The sequence below is a fragment of the Bradyrhizobium sp. RP6 genome (assembly GCF_003837805.1).
Classification (GTDB): domain Bacteria; phylum Pseudomonadota; class Alphaproteobacteria; order Rhizobiales; family Xanthobacteraceae; genus Bradyrhizobium.
This window is the reverse complement of record NZ_RQIT01000018.1, coordinates 36,186-55,060: the sequence shown is the minus strand read 5'-3', so window position 1 is coordinate 55,060 and position 18,875 is coordinate 36,186. Positions and strand designations below refer to the sequence as shown.

Annotated in this window: 20 protein-coding genes and 1 tRNA gene; 12 read left to right on the top strand and 9 right to left on the bottom strand. The window is 63.6% G+C overall.

Going from position 1 to position 18,875, the window contains the following annotated elements; all coding sequences use genetic code 11:
- Positions 1-162: 162 nt before the first annotated feature.
- Positions 163-801: a (d)CMP kinase gene (gene cmk, locus EHH60_RS26890; RefSeq protein ID WP_124162403.1), complete on the bottom strand. Its 639-nt coding sequence runs from the start codon at positions 799-801 to the stop codon at positions 163-165.
- Entirely contained in the window at positions 798-2,135 is a 1,338-nt protein-coding gene (gene aroA, locus EHH60_RS26885; protein ID WP_124162402.1) for a 3-phosphoshikimate 1-carboxyvinyltransferase, read from the bottom strand. The genes cmk and aroA overlap by 4 nt, the downstream gene beginning before the upstream one ends.
- A 157-nt stretch (positions 2,136-2,292) precedes the next feature.
- Between aroA and EHH60_RS26880 the strand changes: the two genes are divergently transcribed.
- The 3 genes from EHH60_RS26880 (at position 2,293) to EHH60_RS38825 (ending at position 3,284) form a co-directional block, all read left to right on the top strand.
- Positions 2,293-2,700 carry a TIGR02300 family protein gene (locus EHH60_RS26880; RefSeq protein ID WP_124162401.1) on the top strand — a complete coding sequence of 136 codons (408 nt, stop codon included), beginning with the start codon at positions 2,293-2,295 and terminating at the stop codon, positions 2,698-2,700.
- A 95-nt stretch (positions 2,701-2,795) separates the two neighbouring features.
- Positions 2,796-2,871: transfer RNA gene (locus EHH60_RS26875), tRNA-Ala, on the top strand.
- Positions 2,832-3,284 (top strand): GIY-YIG nuclease family protein, encoded by a 453-nt coding sequence (locus tag EHH60_RS38825; RefSeq protein WP_124162479.1) that lies wholly within the window; start codon positions 2,832-2,834, stop codon positions 3,282-3,284. Before EHH60_RS26875 ends, EHH60_RS38825 begins: the two co-directional genes overlap by 40 nt.
- A gap of 17 nt (positions 3,285-3,301) precedes the next feature.
- Here EHH60_RS38825 and EHH60_RS26865 read toward each other — a convergent pair whose 3' ends face one another.
- Complete coding sequence (locus EHH60_RS26865; RefSeq protein WP_124162400.1) at positions 3,302-3,763, bottom strand: MarR family winged helix-turn-helix transcriptional regulator; 462 nt, start codon at positions 3,761-3,763, stop codon at positions 3,302-3,304.
- 156 nt (positions 3,764-3,919) lie between these two features.
- Between EHH60_RS26865 and EHH60_RS26860 the strand changes: the two genes are divergently transcribed.
- From EHH60_RS26860 to EHH60_RS26820, 9 genes are all read left to right on the top strand, one after another.
- Positions 3,920-4,345: an organic hydroperoxide resistance protein gene (locus EHH60_RS26860; protein WP_124162399.1), complete on the top strand. Its 426-nt coding sequence runs from the start codon at positions 3,920-3,922 to the stop codon at positions 4,343-4,345.
- Between the two features lie 173 nt (positions 4,346-4,518).
- A complete protein-coding gene (locus EHH60_RS26855; protein WP_124162398.1) occupies positions 4,519-5,721 on the top strand; it encodes a CaiB/BaiF CoA transferase family protein in 1,203 nt (400 codons plus the stop codon).
- A 455-nt stretch (positions 5,722-6,176) separates the two neighbouring features.
- Complete coding sequence (gene ugpB, locus EHH60_RS26850) at positions 6,177-7,493, top strand: sn-glycerol-3-phosphate ABC transporter substrate-binding protein UgpB (RefSeq protein ID WP_124162397.1); 1,317 nt, start codon at positions 6,177-6,179, stop codon at positions 7,491-7,493.
- Positions 7,494-7,543: 50 nt separating this feature from the next.
- Positions 7,544-8,425: a sn-glycerol-3-phosphate ABC transporter permease UgpA gene (gene ugpA / locus EHH60_RS26845; RefSeq protein ID WP_124162396.1), complete on the top strand. Its 882-nt coding sequence runs from the start codon at positions 7,544-7,546 to the stop codon at positions 8,423-8,425.
- Positions 8,425-9,273, top strand: coding sequence for a sn-glycerol-3-phosphate ABC transporter permease UgpE (gene ugpE / locus EHH60_RS26840; RefSeq protein ID WP_124162395.1), 849 nt, complete (start codon positions 8,425-8,427; stop codon positions 9,271-9,273). Before ugpA ends, ugpE begins: the two co-directional genes overlap by 1 nt.
- 13 nt (positions 9,274-9,286) lie before the next feature.
- On the top strand, positions 9,287-10,375 hold the full coding sequence (locus tag EHH60_RS26835; protein ID WP_124162394.1) for a sn-glycerol-3-phosphate import ATP-binding protein UgpC: 1,089 nt from the start codon (positions 9,287-9,289) through the stop codon (positions 10,373-10,375).
- Positions 10,376-10,647: 272 nt separating this feature from the next.
- A complete protein-coding gene (locus EHH60_RS26830; protein WP_124162393.1) occupies positions 10,648-11,073 on the top strand; it encodes an Hsp20 family protein in 426 nt (141 codons plus the stop codon).
- 50 nt (positions 11,074-11,123) lie between these two features.
- Positions 11,124-11,396, top strand: coding sequence for a BQ00720 family protein (locus tag EHH60_RS26825; protein ID WP_018645064.1), 273 nt, complete (start codon positions 11,124-11,126; stop codon positions 11,394-11,396).
- Between the two features lie 123 nt (positions 11,397-11,519).
- Positions 11,520-11,984: a type II toxin-antitoxin system prevent-host-death family antitoxin gene (locus EHH60_RS26820; RefSeq protein WP_124162392.1), complete on the top strand. Its 465-nt coding sequence runs from the start codon at positions 11,520-11,522 to the stop codon at positions 11,982-11,984.
- 206 nt (positions 11,985-12,190) lie between these two features.
- On the opposite strand, the gene EHH60_RS26815 is transcribed toward EHH60_RS26820, so the two are convergent.
- The 6 genes from EHH60_RS26815 to lptB form a co-directional block, all read right to left on the bottom strand.
- Positions 12,191-13,213: a glycoside hydrolase family 5 protein gene (locus EHH60_RS26815; protein WP_124162391.1), complete on the bottom strand. Its 1,023-nt coding sequence runs from the start codon at positions 13,211-13,213 to the stop codon at positions 12,191-12,193.
- 13 nt (positions 13,214-13,226) lie between these two features.
- Positions 13,227-14,519, bottom strand: a complete 1,293-nt coding sequence (locus tag EHH60_RS26810) for an O-antigen ligase family protein (RefSeq protein ID WP_124162390.1) — start codon at positions 14,517-14,519, stop codon at positions 13,227-13,229.
- 51 nt (positions 14,520-14,570) lie between these two features.
- Positions 14,571-15,032 (bottom strand): PTS IIA-like nitrogen regulatory protein PtsN, encoded by a 462-nt coding sequence (ptsN, locus tag EHH60_RS26805; RefSeq protein ID WP_008141251.1) that lies wholly within the window; start codon positions 15,030-15,032, stop codon positions 14,571-14,573.
- Between the two features lie 220 nt (positions 15,033-15,252).
- Complete coding sequence (hpf, locus tag EHH60_RS26800) at positions 15,253-15,858, bottom strand: ribosome hibernation-promoting factor, HPF/YfiA family (RefSeq protein WP_124162389.1); 606 nt, start codon at positions 15,856-15,858, stop codon at positions 15,253-15,255.
- Positions 15,859-16,056: 198 nt separating this feature from the next.
- Positions 16,057-17,679 (bottom strand): RNA polymerase factor sigma-54, encoded by a 1,623-nt coding sequence (rpoN, locus tag EHH60_RS26795; protein WP_124162388.1) that lies wholly within the window; start codon positions 17,677-17,679, stop codon positions 16,057-16,059.
- 90 nt (positions 17,680-17,769) lie between these two features.
- Positions 17,770-18,780: an LPS export ABC transporter ATP-binding protein gene (lptB, locus tag EHH60_RS26790; RefSeq protein WP_124162387.1), complete on the bottom strand. Its 1,011-nt coding sequence runs from the start codon at positions 18,778-18,780 to the stop codon at positions 17,770-17,772.
- Positions 18,781-18,875 lie beyond the last annotated feature (95 nt).

Below are 18,875 nucleotides of genomic sequence, written 5' to 3'. Positions count from 1 at the left end.
GGCCTGCGACCGGAACGGCGGAAGCGGGCCGGCTGAGGCCCGCGCGTTCGATACGTGGAATCTTTGTCCGGACCCTGGATCGCGCCGGACCCTGAAGCAGGGACCGAGGGTATCGACATCAAAGAGGCGGGAGCGGGCGCTTCCTCCAATGACGGCAGCGGCTTAACCCCGCGACCGGCCCGCTCGGACGGCCTCGATAATGTCGATGGCGGCCCGGACGCCGCCTTCTATATCCAGTTGGGAGTTATCTAGCAAGTAAGCATCCGGGGCCGGCTTTAAAGGCGCAATCGGCCGGTTCTTGTCGCGTTCGTCACGCTGGATGATGTCGGCAAGCACGGCGGCCTCGTCCGCCTCCTCGCCCCTCGCCCTGGCCTCCATGGTGCGGCGGCGCGCGCGCACCTTGGGGTCTGCGACGACGAAGATCTTCACGTCGGCATGGGGGCAGATCACGGTTCCAATGTCCCGGCCGTCCAGCACCGCCCCCGGCGGATCGGCGGCGAATTGGCGCTGAAAGCTGACGAGGACCTCGCGGACCCTCGGGATTGCCGAGACGATCGAGGCGCCCTCGCCGGCCTTTTGGGTCTTCAGCGCGGGATTGCCGAACTTTTCGGGATCAAGTTCCAATGCAGCCTGCACCGCGGCTGCCTCGTCGCGCAGATCATGGCCGGACTGCATCAGCTCGTAAGCCACCGCGCGGTAGATCACGCCGGTATCCAAGTGGCGATAGCCGTAATGGTGGGCGAGACGTTTGCCGAGCGTCCCCTTGCCCGATGCCGCGGGCCCGTCGATGGCAATGATCATGAGAACTCGGCCCCTAGCGAACGCATCATCGGAATGAAATCCGGGAAACTGGTGGCAATGAAAGCGGTGTCGTCGACCGTCACCGGCTGGTCGGAGGCGCAGCCCATCACCAGGGCCGACATCGCGATGCGATGGTCCATGTGGGTGGCGACGATCCCGCCACCGGGGACATGGCCGCGGCCCTCGACGATCAGATCATCGCCCGAGATCTCGACCTTGACGCCGTTGACGCGGAGCATGGCGGCGGTCGCCTCCAACCGGTCGGATTCCTTGACGCGCAACTCCTGCAGGCCGCGCATGATCGTCGTGCCCTCGGCGAAGGAGGCCGCCACCGCCAGCACCAGATATTCGTCGATCATCGAGGGCGCGCGCTCCGGCGGCACTTCGACACCGCGCAGCTTCGAGGCGCGCACACGAAGCTGCGCCATCGGCTCGCCGGCATCGCCCCGCACTTCGCTCTCCTCGATCGAGGCGCCCATTTCGCGAAGCGTGGTGAACAGACCGATGCGCAGCGGATTGGTCATGACGTCGGACAGCACGACATCGGAGCCTTCGACGATCAGCGCTGCGACGATTGGGAAGGCCGCCGAAGAGGGATCGGCGGGCACGACGACGGTCGCGCCGTGCAGCTCGGGCTGGCCCACCAGCGTGATGCGGCGGCCATGCTGGCCTTCCCGGGCCGAGGTGATGTCCGCGCCGAAATGCTTCAGCATCAGCTCGGTGTGGTCGCGGCTGGCCTCGCTCTCGATCACCGTCGTGGTGCCCGGCGCAGCCAGGCCCGCCAGCAGCACGGCCGATTTGATCTGGGCCGAGGCGACCGGGGTCTTGTAGGTGATCGGCAGCGGATCGCGCGCGCCCTGGAGGGTCAGCGGCAGACGGCCGCCCTCGCCGCCGGAGATGACCCTGGCGCCCATCTTTTCCAGCGGATCGAGGATCCGGCGCATGGGGCGGCTGCGCAGCGAGGCGTCGCCGTCGAACACCGCCGAGATCGGGCAGCCGGCGACGGCGCCCATGACCAGCCGGCAGCCGGTGCCGGAGTTGCCGAAATCGAGCGGCGCCTTGGGCGGGGCGAAGCCGGCGACACCAACGCCCTGCACTTTCCACGCGAAATCGCCGATGCGCTCGACGCTGGCGCCGAGCGCCTGCATGGATTTGGCTGTGTTGAGGACGTCCTCGCCCTCCAGCAGGCCCGAAACCCTGGTCTCGCCGACCGCGAGCGCACCCAGGATGAGGGCACGGTGGGAGATCGACTTGTCCCCGGGCACCCGTACTTTCCCGGTCAGGGGACCGCTGGCACGAGCCTTGAGCGGCCTCGGTTGGTCGGAATGGGTCAAGATTGTGTCCTTGAATAGGCCCTGTGGGCTGGCGCGCAGGTACCACATGGTCTGGCCCCCGTCACGGCATGTCGTTCTGCCGTAATGCGCTATTGACAGCGGGCCGCCAACTAGCCAAGTGAAGCACCGCTTTTCAGACATTCCCAGGATTCCTGCCGTGGCCAAGTCCGAACTCGGAACCAAACGTATTTGCCCGACCACGGGCAAGAAGTTCTATGACCTCAACAAGAATCCGGTGATCTCGCCCTATACCGGCGAGGTGGTGCCGATCGCCCCGATCGCCCCTGCGCGCGCGCCCCGCGGCGCCGATGCCCGCAATATGGCCCAGGACACCGCGCCGGAGCCGGCAGAGACCGAGGAATTGGTCTCCCTCGAGGAGGCCGATGCCGAGGAGAACACCGGCAAGGTCAAGGCCGTCGTGCCCGAATCCGAGGACGATATCGAGGTCGACGAAACGATCGACGACGACGATGACGATGATTCGACCTTCATTGCCGACGAAGAAGAGGGCGATGAGGACGTGACCGACATCATTGGTGACGTCGGAGGTGATGAAGAGACTTGAGATCAGCCCTGATCTGTGAAAAAGGGTGCACCGCGCGAGTCGCTCGGCTCGCCGGTCTGGGGTGATCAACCAGGTTCACCCCGGTGAAGGACTAAGGGGCCATAGCTCAGCTGGGAGAGCGCTTGCATGGCATGCAAGAGGTCGGCGGTTCGATCCCGCCTGGCTCCACCAGCCTTCGCTCGCTTCGCGAGCTTCGGCTGGGCAAGCCTAGGGAAGTCCCTCGTAGCGAAGTGAGTGAAGGCTGCCCCGCCATAGCCCGAAGGGCGACGGCGGGCTCTATCTGCGAGCGCGAGCAAAAGCCCCACACTGGCTCCAGGCTGCTATCCTGCCCTCTGGGGGGAAGCAGAATGAAATACGTCTATATCCTCGAAAGCCTCGATTCCCAGCATTTCTATGTCGGCATCACGGACGACCTACGAGCCCGTTTGGCGAAGCATAACGCCGGCGAGGTGTCGCACACCTCGAAATACGGGCCTTGGCGAATTCGGACCTATTTTGCGTTCGATGACGCTGCACGCGCTGTCGCATTCGAGCGATATCTCAAATCTGGCTCGGGGCGAGCATTTGCGAAGAAGCATTTCTGATCGCGCGTAGCAGCCCCCTACTCCCCAATCACCGCATTCAGCCTGTCGCGCAACGCGACGATCCCGTCCTTCATCGCGACCAGCTCCGACACCGAGCAGTCCGACGCCGCCAGGATCGACTGCGGCACGCTGCGTGCCTTTTCCTTCAGTGCATGGCCCTGCGGCGTCAGCGCGATCAGCACCTGACGCTCGTCCTCGCGCGAGCGGCTGCGCTTGACGAGATGGGCGGCCTCGAGCCGCTTGAGCAGCGGCGTCAGCGTGCCCGAATCCAGGAACAGCTTCTCGCCGATGTCCTTGACCGGCACGTCGTCGCGCTCCCACAGCACCAGCATGACGAGATATTGCGGATAAGTCAGGCCGAGCCCGTCGAGCAGCGGCTTGTAGACGCGGTTGAAGGCATGCGCGGCGGAATAGACTGCGAAGCAGATCTGGTTGTCGAGCCGCAGCGGCGCGTCCGCTGCCGATGGTTTCCGGGCCATTGCAAAATCTCACGAGGTTCGGCCGAATTGTGAGGCCGGTCGGCGGCACATTCAATTGCGAACAATTAAATGTGAGACGCCGCAATTTCAATTGCGCGCAATCTAATTGCCTGCAATAAAGATCGCGTACCATCCCAAAACCCCAGGGAGACCACAATGTCCGTGAACGTCCTCTACAAGACCAGCGCAAAAGCCACCGGCGGCCGCGACGGCCATGCTGCGACCCTCGACGGCGCGCTCGACGTCAAGCTCACCACGCCGAAGGAGCTCGGCGGCGGTGGCGGCGCCGGCAACAATCCCGAGCAGCTGTTTGCGGCCGGCTATGCCGCCTGCTTCATCGGCGCGATGAAGTTCGTGGCGTCGCAGGGCGGCCCGAAGGTTCCGGCCGACGCCTCCGTCACCTCGACCGTCGGCATCGGACCGCGCTCCGAAGGCGGCTTCGGCCTCGACATCGACCTCGCCGTCTCGCTGCCGGGCCTTGGCCGCGCGGAAGCCGAGGCGCTGGTCGCGAAGGCGCATCAGGTGTGCCCCTACTCCAATGCCACGCGCGGCAATGTCGATGTTCGCCTGACGGTGGTCTGATCGAAAGTGCGGATGGGCTGGCCCGGGATCCCCCTCGGGCCGGCCTTCGTCGTTTTGCCACGCCGCGGCATTGACGCGCGACAGCGCATGCAGCCCCACGCCAGGAGCCATTGCTGCTCCTGGCAAACCTCGCTAGGCCTGTGACCGAACCTCGACACAGGAGAAGCGAAGGCATGACTGAAGCAGCAACGGGCGCAATGAGCGGACTGCGAGTCATCGATCTCACGCGCGTGCTCGGCGGTCCCTACTGCACCCAGATCCTCGCCGACCATGGCGCCGACGTGATCAAGGTCGAGCCACCCGCGGGCGACGAGGTGCGCGAATGGGGCCCTCCCTTCCACGAGGAGGATGCGGCCTATTTCGTCGGCATCAACCGCAACAAGCGCTCGATCGGCCTCGACCTCGCCTCCGAGGGCGGCCGCGCCGTGCTGCTCAAGATGCTGGAGACCGCCGACGTCCTGATCGAGAATTTCAAGCCGGGCACGCTGGAGAAATGGGGCATCGGCAACGAGAGCTTGCGCGAAAAATTCCCGCGCCTCGTGCATTGCCGCATCTGCGGCTTCGGCGCCGACGGCCCGCGCGGCGGCAATCCCGGCTACGACGCCATCATCCAGGCCATGACCGGCATGATCGCGGCGACCGGCTCGCCCGAGAGCGGTCCGATGCGGATCGGCGTGCCCTTGGTCGACATCACCACCGGACTTTATGCCGCGATCGGCATCCTGATGGCGCTGTCGGAGCGGCAGCGCTCCGGCAAGGGCCAGTTCCTGGAAACGACCCTGTACGAGACCGGTCTTGCCATCATGCATCCGCACACCGCGAACTATTTCATGCATGGCAAGCCGCCGAGCCTCACCGGCAACGAGCACCCGAACCTCGTGCCCTACGCGATTTTCCCGACCAAGACCGACGACATCTTCATCGGCGTCGGCAATGACGGCACCTTCCGCAAGCTGGCCAAGGAGATCGGCAAGCCCGAGCTCGGCACCGACCCGCGCTTTGCCCGCAACAAGGACCGCATCGCCAATCGCGAGCTGCTGCGCGCCGAGCTTGCCGCGGTGTTCAGCCAGCACGAGGCCGAGCCGCTGTGCAATCGCCTGCTCGCGGCAGGCCTGCCCGCTGGCCCCGTGCAGAAGATCGACCAGGCGTTGACCAACCCGCACACGCTCTACCGCGGCGATATTATCGAGAAGGACTGGTACAAGGGCGTGGCGTCACCGATCCGGCTCGATCGCTCAAAGCCGAGCCTGCGCCGCCTGCCGCCGAAATTCAGCCAGCACGCGGCGGAGGTGCTCGGCGAGTTCGGTTACTCCAAGGCCGAGATCGACACGATGGTCCAGAAGGGCACGGTCTGCGGCCCCGAGCGCAAGCGCTGAGATAAGACAGAGATCGAGCGGCAGCGCCCAGGTGCGCTCCCTCCCGCGCTTGCGGGGGAGGGCTGGGGAGAGGGTGTCTCCGCAATGGGACTACCCCCAAGAGGAGAAAGCCCTCACCCGCGCCTTCGGCGCGACCTCTCCCGCATCCGCCTTCGCCAAGGCTTCGGTGGACGAGAGCGGCAGAGGTTAAGAGAGACCGGAGCTGCGTCCATTCCGCCCAGCGTCATTCGGCGCTGACGGCGCTCACCTTCCCACATTCGCCAATGCCGCACTGCGGCGCGCGTACGCCTGTGCAGCGCGAACGGCTGCGGCTGTCGCTGCGCATTCGCCTATTTGACGGCTTCCCTTTTCCAGCGCTTGCCGCTTTCGTTTCGGCCGCTTACACAGTCATGTGAACGTCATATGGCGCTGCTAGCGCAAGCGCTTCTTTAGTGACGGGCAAGGGAGGTTTCTTGATGGCTCTTCGACACTTTGGCGCGGCTGCCGCATTGGCAATGACGGTTGGCATGGGCGCCTCGCCGGCTCTGGCCGTAACTGAAATCCAGTGGTGGCACGCGATGACCGGCGCCAACAATGACGTTATCGTCAAGCTCGCCAACGACTTCAACGCCGCGCAGAGCGACTACAAGGTGATCCCGACCTACAAGGGCAACTACGCCGATACGATGAACGCCGGCATCGCGGCGTTCCGCGCCGGCAACGCGCCGCACATCATGCAGGTGTTCGAGGTCGGCACCGCCACCATGATGGCCGCGACCGGCGCCGTGAAGCCGGTCTACAAGCTGATGGCCGAGACCGGCGAGAAGTTCGACCCCAAGGCCTATCTGCCCGCGATCACCGGCTACTATTCGACCTCGAAGGGCGAGATGCTGTCCTTCCCCTTCAACTCGTCGTCGACCGTGATGTGGGTCAACCTCGACGAGCTGAAGAAGGCGAATGTCGCGATCCCGAAGACCTGGCCTGAAGTGTTCGACGCCGCCAAGAAGCTGCACGACAACGGCCATCCCACCTGCGGCTTCTCCAACTCCTGGGTCACCTGGGTCAATCTCGAGCAGCTCTCCGCCTGGCACAACGTGCCGCTGGCCAGCAAGGCCAACGGCCTCGACGGCTTCGACACCGTGCTGCAGTTCAACGGACCGCTCCAGGTCAAGCACCTCGAGAAGCTGGTCGAGCTCCAGAAGGACAAGACCTACGATTATGCCGGCCGCACCAACACCGGCGAAGGCCGCTTCACGTCAGGCGAATGCCCACTCTACCTGACCTCGTCGGCCTTCTTCGGTAACGTCAAGGCGCAGGCCAAGTTCAACTTCACCGCGGTGCCGATGCCCTATTATCCCGACGTGAAGGGCGCGCCGCAGAACTCGATCATCGGCGGCGCTTCGCTCTGGGTGATGGGCGGCAAGCCGGCCGACGACTACAAGGGCGTCGCGAAATTCCTTTCCTTCCTGTCGGACACCGATCGCCAGGTCTACATCCACAAGGCATCGGGCTATCTGCCGATCACCAAGGCCGCGTATGAGAAGGCCAAGGCCGAAGGCTTCTACAAGGACCAGCCCTATCTCGAGACCCCGCTGCTCGAGCTGACCAACAAGGAGCCGACCGAGAACTCCCGCGGCCTGCGCCTCGGCAACATGGTGCAGCTCCGCGACGTCTGGGCCGAAGAGATCGAGCAGGCGCTGGCCGGCAAGAAGACCGCCAAGCAGGCGCTGGACTCGGCCGTCGAGCGCGGCAACACCATGCTGCGGCAGTTCGAAAAGACCGCCGTGAAGTGAGGCGACAAGCGGCAGGCCGGTGAAGCCGGCCTGCCGCTGCTGCGGGCATCATGCAAAAGCAAGCCATTTTCCAGTCGAAGCTATTGCCCTACGCGCTGGTTGCGCCGCAGCTCGCGATCGTCCTGATTTTCTTCTACTGGCCGGCGTTGCAGGCGGTGATCCAGTCCTTCCTGCTCCAGGACGCCTTCGGCCTCTCGACCAGCTTCGTCTGGTTCGAGAACTATATCGACCTGTTCAAGGAGCCCGCCTATTTCGAGGCGATCCTGCGCACCTTCTTCTTCTCCTTCGCGATCGCGGTGTCGTCGCTGTCGTTTGCGCTGCTGCTCGCGGTGATGGCGGACAAGCCGCTGCGCGGCTCGATGCTCTACCGCACGCTTCTGATCTGGCCCTATGCGGTGGCGCCGCCGGTCGTCGGCGTGCTCTGGATTTTCATGCTGCATCCCTCGCTCGGCGTGCTCTCGCGCTATCTGCGCGCGCTCGGCATCGACTGGAATCCGCTGCTCGACGGCGACCAGGCCGCCGCGCTGATCATCCTCGCCGCCGCCTGGAAGCAGATCTCCTACAATTTCCTGTTCTTCCTCGCCGGCCTGCAGAGCATCCCGAAGAGCGTGCTCGAGGCCGCCGCGATCGACGGCGCGCGGCCGATGCGGCGGTTCTGGACCGTGACCTTCCCGCTGCTGTCGCCGACCATCTTCTTCCTCCTGGTCGTCAACATCGTCTACGCGTTCTTCGACACGTTCGGCATCATCGACACCATGACCCGGGGCGGCCCCGGCAAGTCGACCGAGACGCTGGTCTACAAGGTCTATACCGACGGCCTGCTCGGCGGAAATCTCGGCAGCTCCGCGGCGCAGTCGGTGATCCTGATGATCATGGTCATCGTGCTGACGGGCATCCAGTTCCGCTTCGTCGAACGCAAGGTGACCTACTGATGGTCGAGGAAGAAGGCTTCCGGCGCTACATCGCCCACATCATCCTCTGGATCGGAATCGCGATCGTCGCCTTCCCGGTCTATCTCGCCTTCATCGCCTCCACGCAGGACAACGCGGTGATCGCCAACGGCCAGATGTCGCTGCTGCCGGGCGGTCATTTCTTCGAGACTTACTACCAGACGATCTTCGTCGGCACGAGCGGCTCGACCCGCGAGCCGGTCGGCAACATGATGCTGAACTCGCTGGTGATGGCGCTCTTGATCGCGGTCGGCAAGATCGCGATCTCGATCATCTCGGCCTATGCGATCGTGTATTTCCGCTTCCCGTTCCGGATGGCGCTGTTCTGGCTGATCTTCATCACCCTGATGCTGCCGGTCGAGGTCCGCATCTATCCGACCTACAAGATCGTCGCCGACCTGCACATGCTCGACAGCTATGCCGGCCTGTCGCTGCCGCTGATCGCCTCGGCCACCGCGACGCTGCTGTTCCGCCAGTTCTTCATGACCGTTCCGGACGAGCTCCTGGAGGCCTCGCGCATCGACGGCGCAGGCCCCTTCCGCTTCTTCTGGGATACGCTGCTGCCGCTGTCGCGCACCAACATGGCGGCGCTGTTCGTGATCCTGTTCATCCTCGGCTGGAATCAGTATCTCTGGCCGCTGCTGATCACCACGCGCGACGACATGCAGACCATCCAGATCGGCATCCGCAAGATGATCACCACCACCGACGCGCTGACCGAATGGCCGATCGTGATGGCGACCGCCGTGCTGGCGATGCTGCCGCCGGTGTTCGTCGTCGTGGTCATGCAGAAGCTGTTCGTGCGCGGACTGGTCGAGACGGAAAAGTAAGAAGCGAGTTTTCATGGCTAACGTCACCCTGCGCAACGTCCGCAAGACCTATACCGGCGGCTTCGAGGCCATCAAAGGCGTCGACGTCGATGTCGGCGACGGACAGTTCTGCGTGCTGGTCGGACCTAGCGGCTGCGGCAAGTCCACGCTGCTGCGCATGGTCGCCGGGCTTGAGACGGTCACCGACGGCGAGATCGACATCGGCGGCCGCGTCGTCAACGGAATCGAGCCCGCCGACCGCGACATCGCGATGGTGTTCCAGAACTACGCGCTCTATCCGCACATGAGCGTCTACAACAACATGGCCTATGGCCTGCGCAACCGCGGCATGGCGGAAGCCGAGATCAGGACCCGCGTCGACGAAGCCGCGCGCATCCTCGAGCTCACGTCGATGCTGGAGCGCAAGCCGCGCCAGCTCTCGGGCGGCCAGCGCCAGCGCGTCGCCATGGGCCGCGCCATCGTACGCCAGCCCAAGGTGTTCCTGTTCGACGAACCGCTGTCGAACCTCGATGCCAAGCTGCGCATCGCGATGCGGGTCGAGATCCGCAAATTGCAGCGCCGGCTCAACACGACATCGATCTACGTCACCCACGACCAGCTCGAAGCGATGACACTCGCCGACATCCTCGTCGTGATGAACGGCGGCCAGGTCGAGCAGGTCGGCAATCCCCTTGATATCTACGAGAAGCCGGCGACGACCTTCGTCGCCTCCTTCATCGGCGCGCCGCCGATGAACCTGATGTCGACGCGCCCTGAGGAGATCCGTTCGCAGCTCGCCGGCAGCGCCGCGGCCGACGCCGGCATCCTCGGCATCCGCCCGGAAGACTTCGTCATCACCGACCAGACCCCGGATGGCGGCGTCGCACTGCCGCTGACGGTGGAGGCAATCGAGCGCGTCGGTGCCGAAACCTTCGTCTACGGCTCCCGCGAGCAGGAGGCGCAGCGCGTCGCCGCCACCCCCGGCGAGCTGCCGCCCGGCGAGATCATCGTCCGCATTCCCGGAACCGACGCCCCCGCGATCGGCACGAGGATCCGCGTCGCGGCGGTGCGCGCCAAGCTGCATCTGTTCAGCGCCGACGGGCGGACGCGGCTCGAGGCCTGAGGGGTTCCGCAGAGCCAAACGCCAAAGTGCGAAAACAACCCCATGCACAGTAGAACGGGGGTTGTTTTCACTAGAGAATATTCAGCGACAGAGTCGTCATGCCAGGACAAGCCCGGCCGCGACGATCCGCGACTATCCGAGGGCGCAATGCCCGTCCACAGCCTCCGGCTACGTCCTTGAACCCACAGCAGAACGTGCCCATATTGCTGGTCAAGGGGTGCCACTACGGGCCCTGAAACACCAAAGTCGCTTCTGCGAGGACTTTGTAAACTATGTCTCGTGTTCCAACGCTCTCCAGTCCCTTTCTGCTGGGCTTCGACGAGATCGAGCGTGTGCTCGACCGCGTCGTCAAAGGCGCCGACGGCTACCCTCCCTACAATATCGAGAGGTGCGGCGGCGCGGACGGCCAGCCCGAGCGTTTGCGCATCACGCTGGCGGTCGCCGGATTCACCCGCGACCAACTCGATGTAACCATTGAGGAAAACCAGCTCGTGATCCGCGGGCGGCAGCAGGACGACAAGTCTCGGCAATACATCCATCGCGGCATCGCCGCGCGCCACTTCCAGCGCACCTTCGTGCTGGCGGAGGGGATGCTGGTGCTGGGTGCGGATCTGAAGAACGGGCTGTTGTCGATCGATCTGGCCCGGCCAGAACCGGATAGGATCGTTAAGACAATCGCTATCAATGAGCACGAATAATGGAACGAGTAGCGGACTCGACCGCTTAGTGTTCCAGAGGAGTCGAGACCATGAGTGAAGGTCACGTTGCGTTCGAATACGAAGCCAAGAACGTCTCTCCGGAGACACTGGCAACCCTGGGCGAAGGCCATATCGCCTATGTGAAGCAGATCCGTTCCGAGGACGTGCCGGACCTGTTCCCCGAGGCGCCCAAGATTGCGCCGGGCCTCAAGCTTTTCGCGCTCCACGCCGCCGACGGCACGCCGATCATGCTGACCGACAGCCGCGAAGCCGCGGTCGCCAACGCCTGGAGCAACGAGCTGCAAGCGGTGAGCGTGCACTAAAGCGCGCGCGTCGCATAAATAGAGTTTCAAGCGGGCATGCCTTCACGCGAAGGCGTGCCCGTCTTGCTTTGTCGACAAGTTCGGATATTCTAAAATCTGGTTGATCCGACCAGAAAGAGCGACATGACGGCAAAGCGCCCCTCTTCGAAGAAGGGCCTTCAATCGAGGCGATGGAGCCTTCAGGATGCGAAAACGCACCTAAGCCAGATTGTCAGAGAGGCCCAACGGTCCGGGCCACAGCGCGTGCACGGAAAGGATGCCGCAGTCATTGTCGCGGCAGAGGAGCTGGATAACACGCTTCGGCCGTTGTTCGCAGGGCGAGTTCTCGGCATCACGGAGGACGTGATCGTTCGAGGGAGAACGATGGTCGCCGAGGGGCGCAAGCGCCGCCACACCTTCGGAGAACCGGATTTGTTCATCGCAGCCGTCGCCGCTTTACAGGACCTGATCGTGGTTACACGCGATATCAACGAATTCGTCGAGGCGCGCGCCCCGGTATTTGACCCGTGGACACACAGGTTTCATCGTCACGGCAAAGCGACGCTCATGCGGCAACCGGTGACGCTCGAAGCACTCTCTATGACATAAGTGCAAGCCGTCGCTATTGCCGATCTCGCAAGCAGCAGCGACTGCACGAGTCGATCGCATGGTGTTCCGCAATCGTGCGACGCCTTCACGCGAAGGCGTGCTTGTTTTGCTTTTGCGCGATGAATTTTCCGCATCGTCATTGCGAGCGCGGCGAAGCAATCCAGGATCTTTCCGCGGCGGAGCTCAGGTCGCAAAGGCTTCCCGCTTCAACGCACCGCCGGGATCAGCGCCCGCATGATCTCAGGCTTCCAGGTCTGACGCGCGCTGTCGAAGGCCGCGAAATCATGGTCGAACTGCCAGTAGGCCCAGGCCCAGCCAAGCCGCTCCGCGCTTCGCGCGACGAACGACAGATATCTGGTCCGGGCTTCGGCTGGGGCGGCCTCGTACACGCCGAACTCGCCGAGATAGATCGGACGCTTTTCGCGTTCGGACCAGATACGAACCTTCTCGAAATCGGCGCGTGCCTTTCGTTCGTCCTCCGGCGTGCCCCAATCGAGCGGCCCTATTCGCGAAAACGTTTCGGACCACGGCGCGCCCTGATGGGTGAAACGGATCGGCGCGTAATAGTGAAACGTCACGATGAGGTTTCTGTCCTCCGAGGGCAGAACCAGTTCTTCGACCGGCATGTCATCGACGTTGAGAACGGCAGCAATGACCGTCCGCCCGGGGTTGGTTCTGCGGATGATGCCGAGACACTCGTTCAGAAGGGCGTTCCAGCCGGCGGACGTCATCTGCCCGCCCGGCTCGTTGAGAACCTCGAAGACGAGCGCCGGATATTTTCCGGCATAGCGCTCGGCGATCTGCGTCCAGAACGCCTTCAGCTTCTCGGCGCATTCGGACACATCGCGCTGGCAGGTATTGGTATCGTGCTCGTCGAGGACGGGGATGAGATTGCGGGCGAGCACCTCCTCGATGACGGCGTCAAGCCGCCTCAAGACGATTTCATCCAGCAGATTTCCGGGGCCCATGAACTTGAAGCCGAAGAAATTGATCCGAACGTGCGAGAAGCCGGCCTTTCTGATCGAAATGAGGTTGTCCAGGCGAAACGGCGCGTTCCGGCCTCCTTCCCAGATGCCGTCGTAACCAAGGATGTTGATGCCGCGCCTCAATTTCGGGGGAGCGGGCGCGGCGCCCTGCCCGGCTGCCTCGGCCTGCGAGACGATCGCAAGCGCGGATATTGCCAGGGTGAGGCCGCAAATTACCGACCAGCGGGCGCAGACGGCTTTCATCCTGCTTGCCTCATCATTGCTGCAGGATTTGCTGCCGCACCGGCCTGCACACCGCAAAGAAGAATGCGACCAGCAGCACCGACGTGAACATCGTCGAGCGAAGGAACATCGTCTCCGTGAAATTCGATTGAAAGCTCAGGACGACGAATCCGATGACGAGAGCGCAGTGGCAACGATCGATCGACCGAGTTGCGATCAAATACAGGACCTTCTCCGAAAACAGATAGACGCTCGCGACGAACAGCACGTATCCCAGAAATCCCGTTTCAATCGCCACCGCGATGTAACCGCTGTGATAATTGTCGAGCACCCAGCCATGGTTCTGGTTGAAATAGTCGTAAATTGCGGGACGCGTCCAGAATCCGTTGATGCCGAAGCCCAGCAGCGGCGCATCGTCGAAATGGCTGATGGCGTACTGCCAAATGAAGGTCCGCTCGGTCAAATTGATGGTGGATTCGCCGAGATGGATGGAATCGTACCCCGTCACGTAGAAATACAGGATCAGCAGGGTGGCCAGGATGCACATGATGAAGGGCAGAACCGCGTAAACTCTCATGCAGCGGATCGACCACATCGAGGTCACGAGCAGTGCACCCGCGGCCACGGCAACGGCACCGGCACCACGGGATTCCGAGGCGATGACGCACGTCGATGCCAGGAGAAACGTCGCGAGAAAAACGGTCCATTTCTGCCCCGTCATCTTCTGGTAGCAGGCAAAGAACATCAGATATGCGCTGATGAAGCCGAGCGTCTGCTTCGATTCATATATTCCCTGCCATTGGCCCTTGTGCATCCAGCTCTGGTCTACGCCGATCTCGGGCACGAAGACCGCACACAAGGCGGAGGCGGCGACCAGCATGAAGAGCCCCAGCGTCGTCGATCCGACGATCTCGTCGATGTCGATGCGCGTGATGAGGCAGTACGCACCGAAGGTCGTCACCGCAAGTGCCGCGCTCTTCATGATCGCTGCGGTGGCGAGGCTGGTCCAGAGAACCGAAGCGACGGCGAGAGCATAGAATGCGACCAGCGCGATGAGATCGGGATTGCACTGCACTCTCACGCGCGGGCGTACGAAGGCACTGGCGTAGATCAGGATGATCCACATCAGGAGCGCAACGGCCTGTTGCACATAGCTCCACTCTGCCGGAAGCAACCCGGGGTTGAAGACGCCCATCGAGGCGATCACGTTGACGGTGATCGAAATGCGGATCACGTTTCTGGCAAGCGTTTCCACGCCGGCGCCGCGCGCTTTCCAGATCGCGCTGTCGTATGCCTCGGAATCAGCTACGGTGTGCAGGCTGGCCATGAGCTGACCTTCCAGAAGCACGGTTAATAATTTCCTTAATGCGGAAAGGCTCTAGGCCGCCGTCGCCGGCGGCAGCGCGAGCACGGAATAGATCGCCTGGGCATCGCGCGAGGCGCGGAGCTTCTTGGCGATGTCCTGGTCGCGCAACAGGCGGGCGATGCGGGCGAGCGCCTTCAAATGATCGGCGCCGGCGCCTTCGGGGGCGAGCAGCAGGAAGACGAGATCGACCGGCTGGCCGTCCATCGCCTCGAAATCGATCGGACGATCGAGCCGCGCGAACAGGCCGAAGATCTTTTCCAGCTTGGGCAGCTTGCCGTGCGGAATGGCGACGCCATAGCCGACTGCGGTGGTGCCGAGCTTCTCCCGTTGCAGCAGCACCTCGAACACCGAGCGCTCGTTCTGCCCGGTCAGCTCGGCGGCTTTGGCTGCGAGCTCCTGCAAGGCCTGCTTCTTGCTGTTGACCTTCAATGCCGGGAGAATCGCCTCGGGTGCGACCAGATCGGTAATCGGCATGGAGGGTTTCCGAGGTGAATTAAACCGTCAGGTTCCGATTTGGCCAGCTTGATAGACCAAGCTGAGCCGGCGTCAATAACATGAAGCAGGAGGCGCACTTAGCCCCGGTCGAGATGTGGGGGGCTTCTACTCCAACGCAATCCCGGTGCCAACTCCCGCGTGTGGCTTTGCCACCGTCAATGTTAAGGGCCGGGACGGGAACCAAGCCCGAATCCCGGGCCTAGCCTTGCGATCGGCCGTCCGCCTTCGCCCCCGGCGGGTCAATCCAGCCCACATTGCCGTCCGCCCGGCGGTAAATGATGTTCACCCGGCCTGACGAACCGTGCTGGAACACCATGCAGGGCGCCCCGCTGAGGTCGAGTTCCATGACCGCTTCGCTGACCGAGAGCCGCTTCAGCGACGTGGTTTGCTCCGCGATGATGACCGGGCTGTAGCCGGTGATCTCCTCCTCGCCCTCTCCGGGCGCTTCCAGCACGTAAGCCGTGGCGTCGAGCGCGGCCATCGCCTCGGAGGCGACATGGGCCTTGCGCGCGGAGCGGTCCTTGAGCCGGTTCTTGTAGCGACGCAGCCGCTTCTCGATCATCAGCAGCGCCTGGTCGGCGCTGGCATAGGCATCCGGTGCGTTCGAATCGGCCTCCAGCGTGATTCCCGAATCGAGATGCAGGGCACAATCGGTACGAAAGCCGAAGCCGTCCTTGCTGAGCGTGATGTGGCCGGAATAGTTGCCGTCGAAATATTTGCGCAGCACCTCGTCGGTGCGGTCTGCAACGCGGCCGCGCAGAGCCTCGCCGACGCTGATGCTCTTTCCCGAAATCCGGAGAGTCATTTGATGCCTCGCTTGCTTTGTTGCCGCAGCTGCGACGACGAATCATCGCAGCTGAAGTTGCTCCTCACGCATGATCTTCGCACAAACGCGCTCCGCGTTTGTCGCGAGGGAAAGCCGCTGCACATTTTTCCGGATCATGCGCATGCCTGGATCGGTCTCGAAGGATGACGAGAGTAGCGCGATTTCGCGTCGGCGCAATCAGGCCGGCTCGGTGTTGCGGGAGCGATCGGACAATGCGGTGGAGAGAACGTTACCAAGGGCGCTCTGCTTGTCGCGGCGGCGTTGCACCGAGGAGGGTATGCGCATGGCTTCGCGGTACTTCGCGACCGTGCGGCGGGCAATATCAATGCCCGAAGCGCGCAAGCGTTCCACGATGGTGTCATCCGACAGGATCGCGGAGGGCTCCTCCGAATCGATCAGCTGCTTGATGTGGTGACGCACGGCTTCGGCCGAATGCGCCTCGCCGCCGTCGGCCGAGGCGATCGAGGCCGTGAAGAAATATTTCAGCTCGAACGTGCCGCGATTGGTCGCCATGTATTTGTTGGCGGTGACGCGCGACACCGTGGATTCATGCATCTGAATGGCATCGGCGACGGCCTTCAGATTGAGCGGCCGCAGGTGCGCCACGCCATGGGTGAAGAAGCCGTCCTGCTGGCGCACGATCTCGGTTGCAACTTTCAGGATGGTGCGGGCGCGCTGGTCGAGCGCGCGCACGAGCCAGGTCGCGTTCTGAAGCGCGTCGGTGAAATAGGACTTGTCGCCGTCCTTGCCGACCTTCTTCGACAGCTCGGAATAATAGGTCTGGTTGACCAGCACGCGCGGCAAGGTGTCGCTGTTGAGCTCGACATGCCAGCCGCCGTCGGGGCCCGGACGGACATAGACGTCGGGCACCATGATCTGCAGGCGCGCCGAGCCGAACTTCATGCCGGGTTTGGGATTGAGGCGGCGGATCTCGCCGATCATGTCGGCGATGTCCTCGTCGTCGACACCGCAGATCTTGCGCAGGGCAACGATGTCGCGCTTGGCAAGCAGATCGAGATGCTCGACCAGGGCCTGCATCGCGGGGTCGTAGCGGTCGAGCTCGCGGAGCTGGATCGCCAGGCATTCGCTCAAATTGCGCGCGAAGACGCCGGGCGGATCGAATTTCTGCAGCACGGCGAGGACGGCTTCGACCTCGGCTTGCGATGCGCCAAGACGCTCGGCGGCCTGGCCGAGATCGGCCGGCAGATAGCCGGCCTCGTCGATGAGGTCGATCAGGTACTGGCCGATCATGCGCTGGGCGGGTGCGGTGAAGGCGACCGAGAGCTGCTCGGCGAGATGGTCCGACAACGTTGTCTCGGCCGCGACAAAAGCTTCGAGATTGTAGTCTTCGGCACCAGAGGCGCCGCCGCCCCATTCCGTATAGGTGGTCGGCGCAGCGTCCTGGGCGTTGCGCGCCGCAGCCTCGGCGGGCTCCTCGGAAAAGACGTTGTCCAGGCCCGTATCCAGGGTCTGCTCGATCTCGGCACGGCTGCCGAGCTCCTTGCTCATCCATTCTTCCTGGCCCGGCTCGAAGCCCTCGGCGCCCCCGCCGAAGCCGTCCTCGCCCTGACCGTCGCCTTGGCCGTCGGAATCGCCGTAACTCCTGGCCTCGACGGAACCCTCCCCCGCGGGGGCCTCGTCACTGGCCCGTTCCAGCAGCGGATTGCGCTCGAGCTCCTCTTCCACGAACGTCGTGAGATCGAGATTGGACAATTGCAGCAGCTTGATCGCCTGCATCAGCTGCGGCGTCATCACCAGCGACTGCGACTGCCGGAACTCTAATCTCTGCGTGAGCGCCATGAAGCAAGAACCGTTCCCAACGTTTGGTCCGATTTTTGCTTATCCTAGTCCGAGCCCGATGTACACGTCTTGACGAAACGCAAAAAAGGGCTACAGGCGGAATTCCTCACCAAGGTAAAGGCGGCGGACATCCGGATCGGCAACGATCTCATCCGGGGTTCCCTCGGTCAAGATTTCCCCGGCATAGACGATATAGGCGCGGTCGGTCAGGCCGAGCGTCTCCCGCACATTGTGATCCGTGATCAGGACGCCGATGCCGCGATTGGTGAGATGGCGGACGAGATCCTGGATGTCGCCGACCGCAATCGGGTCGATGCCGGCGAAGGGCTCGTCGAGCAGCATGTAGTTCGGCCGCGTCGCCAGCGCGCGCGCGATCTCGACGCGGCGGCGCTCGCCGCCGGACAGCGCGATCGACGGCGATTTGCGCAGCCGCGTGATGTTGAACTCGTCGAGCAACGAATCGAGCTGCTGCTCGCGCTTCTTGCGCGAGGGCTCGACCACTTCGAGCACCGCGCGGATGTTCTGCTCGACGGTGAGGCCGCGGAAGATCGAGGCCTCCTGCGGCAGGTAGCCGATGCCGAGCCGCGCGCGCTGATACATCGGAAGCTTCGTCACGTCATGGCCGTCGAGCTCGATCGCACCGCGGTCGGCCTTGATCAGGCCGGTGATCATGTAGAACACGGTGGTCTTGCCGGCGCCGTTCGGCCCGAGCAGGCCGACCGCCTCGCCGCGGCGCACATAGATGCTGACGCCGCGCACCACCTGGCGGCTGCCGAAGCTCTTTTCCACGCTATGCACAGCCAGGAAGCCGGGCCGATTCAGCAGCTGCGGCCCGCCCTCGCCATTGGGCTTGGCGGCGGCCCTGACCGGGTGAACGGCCTGCGGACGCGCCGGCTCGACCTGATAGTCGGCCTGGTAGTCGCCCTGGAACTGGTCTGGCGCACGCTTCCGCTGGTCGCGGGCGATCGGCGGCACGTCCCTGACAGGACTGGTCACCAAGCCGCCGACGCCGTCACCGAGCGCGGTGATGTCCTGACGCGCAAATCCTGGCCGGCCGCGTTTGGCGGGGCGCCGACGGAACATGCTGAAGAGATCGACCATCCCGCCTTCCAGCCTTTTCGCGACGATCCTGCGCGAATTCGTGCGATCTGCCGCACCGGCCTTTCGATTCGCCGTTGCAGCATGAGTGAAGGGAT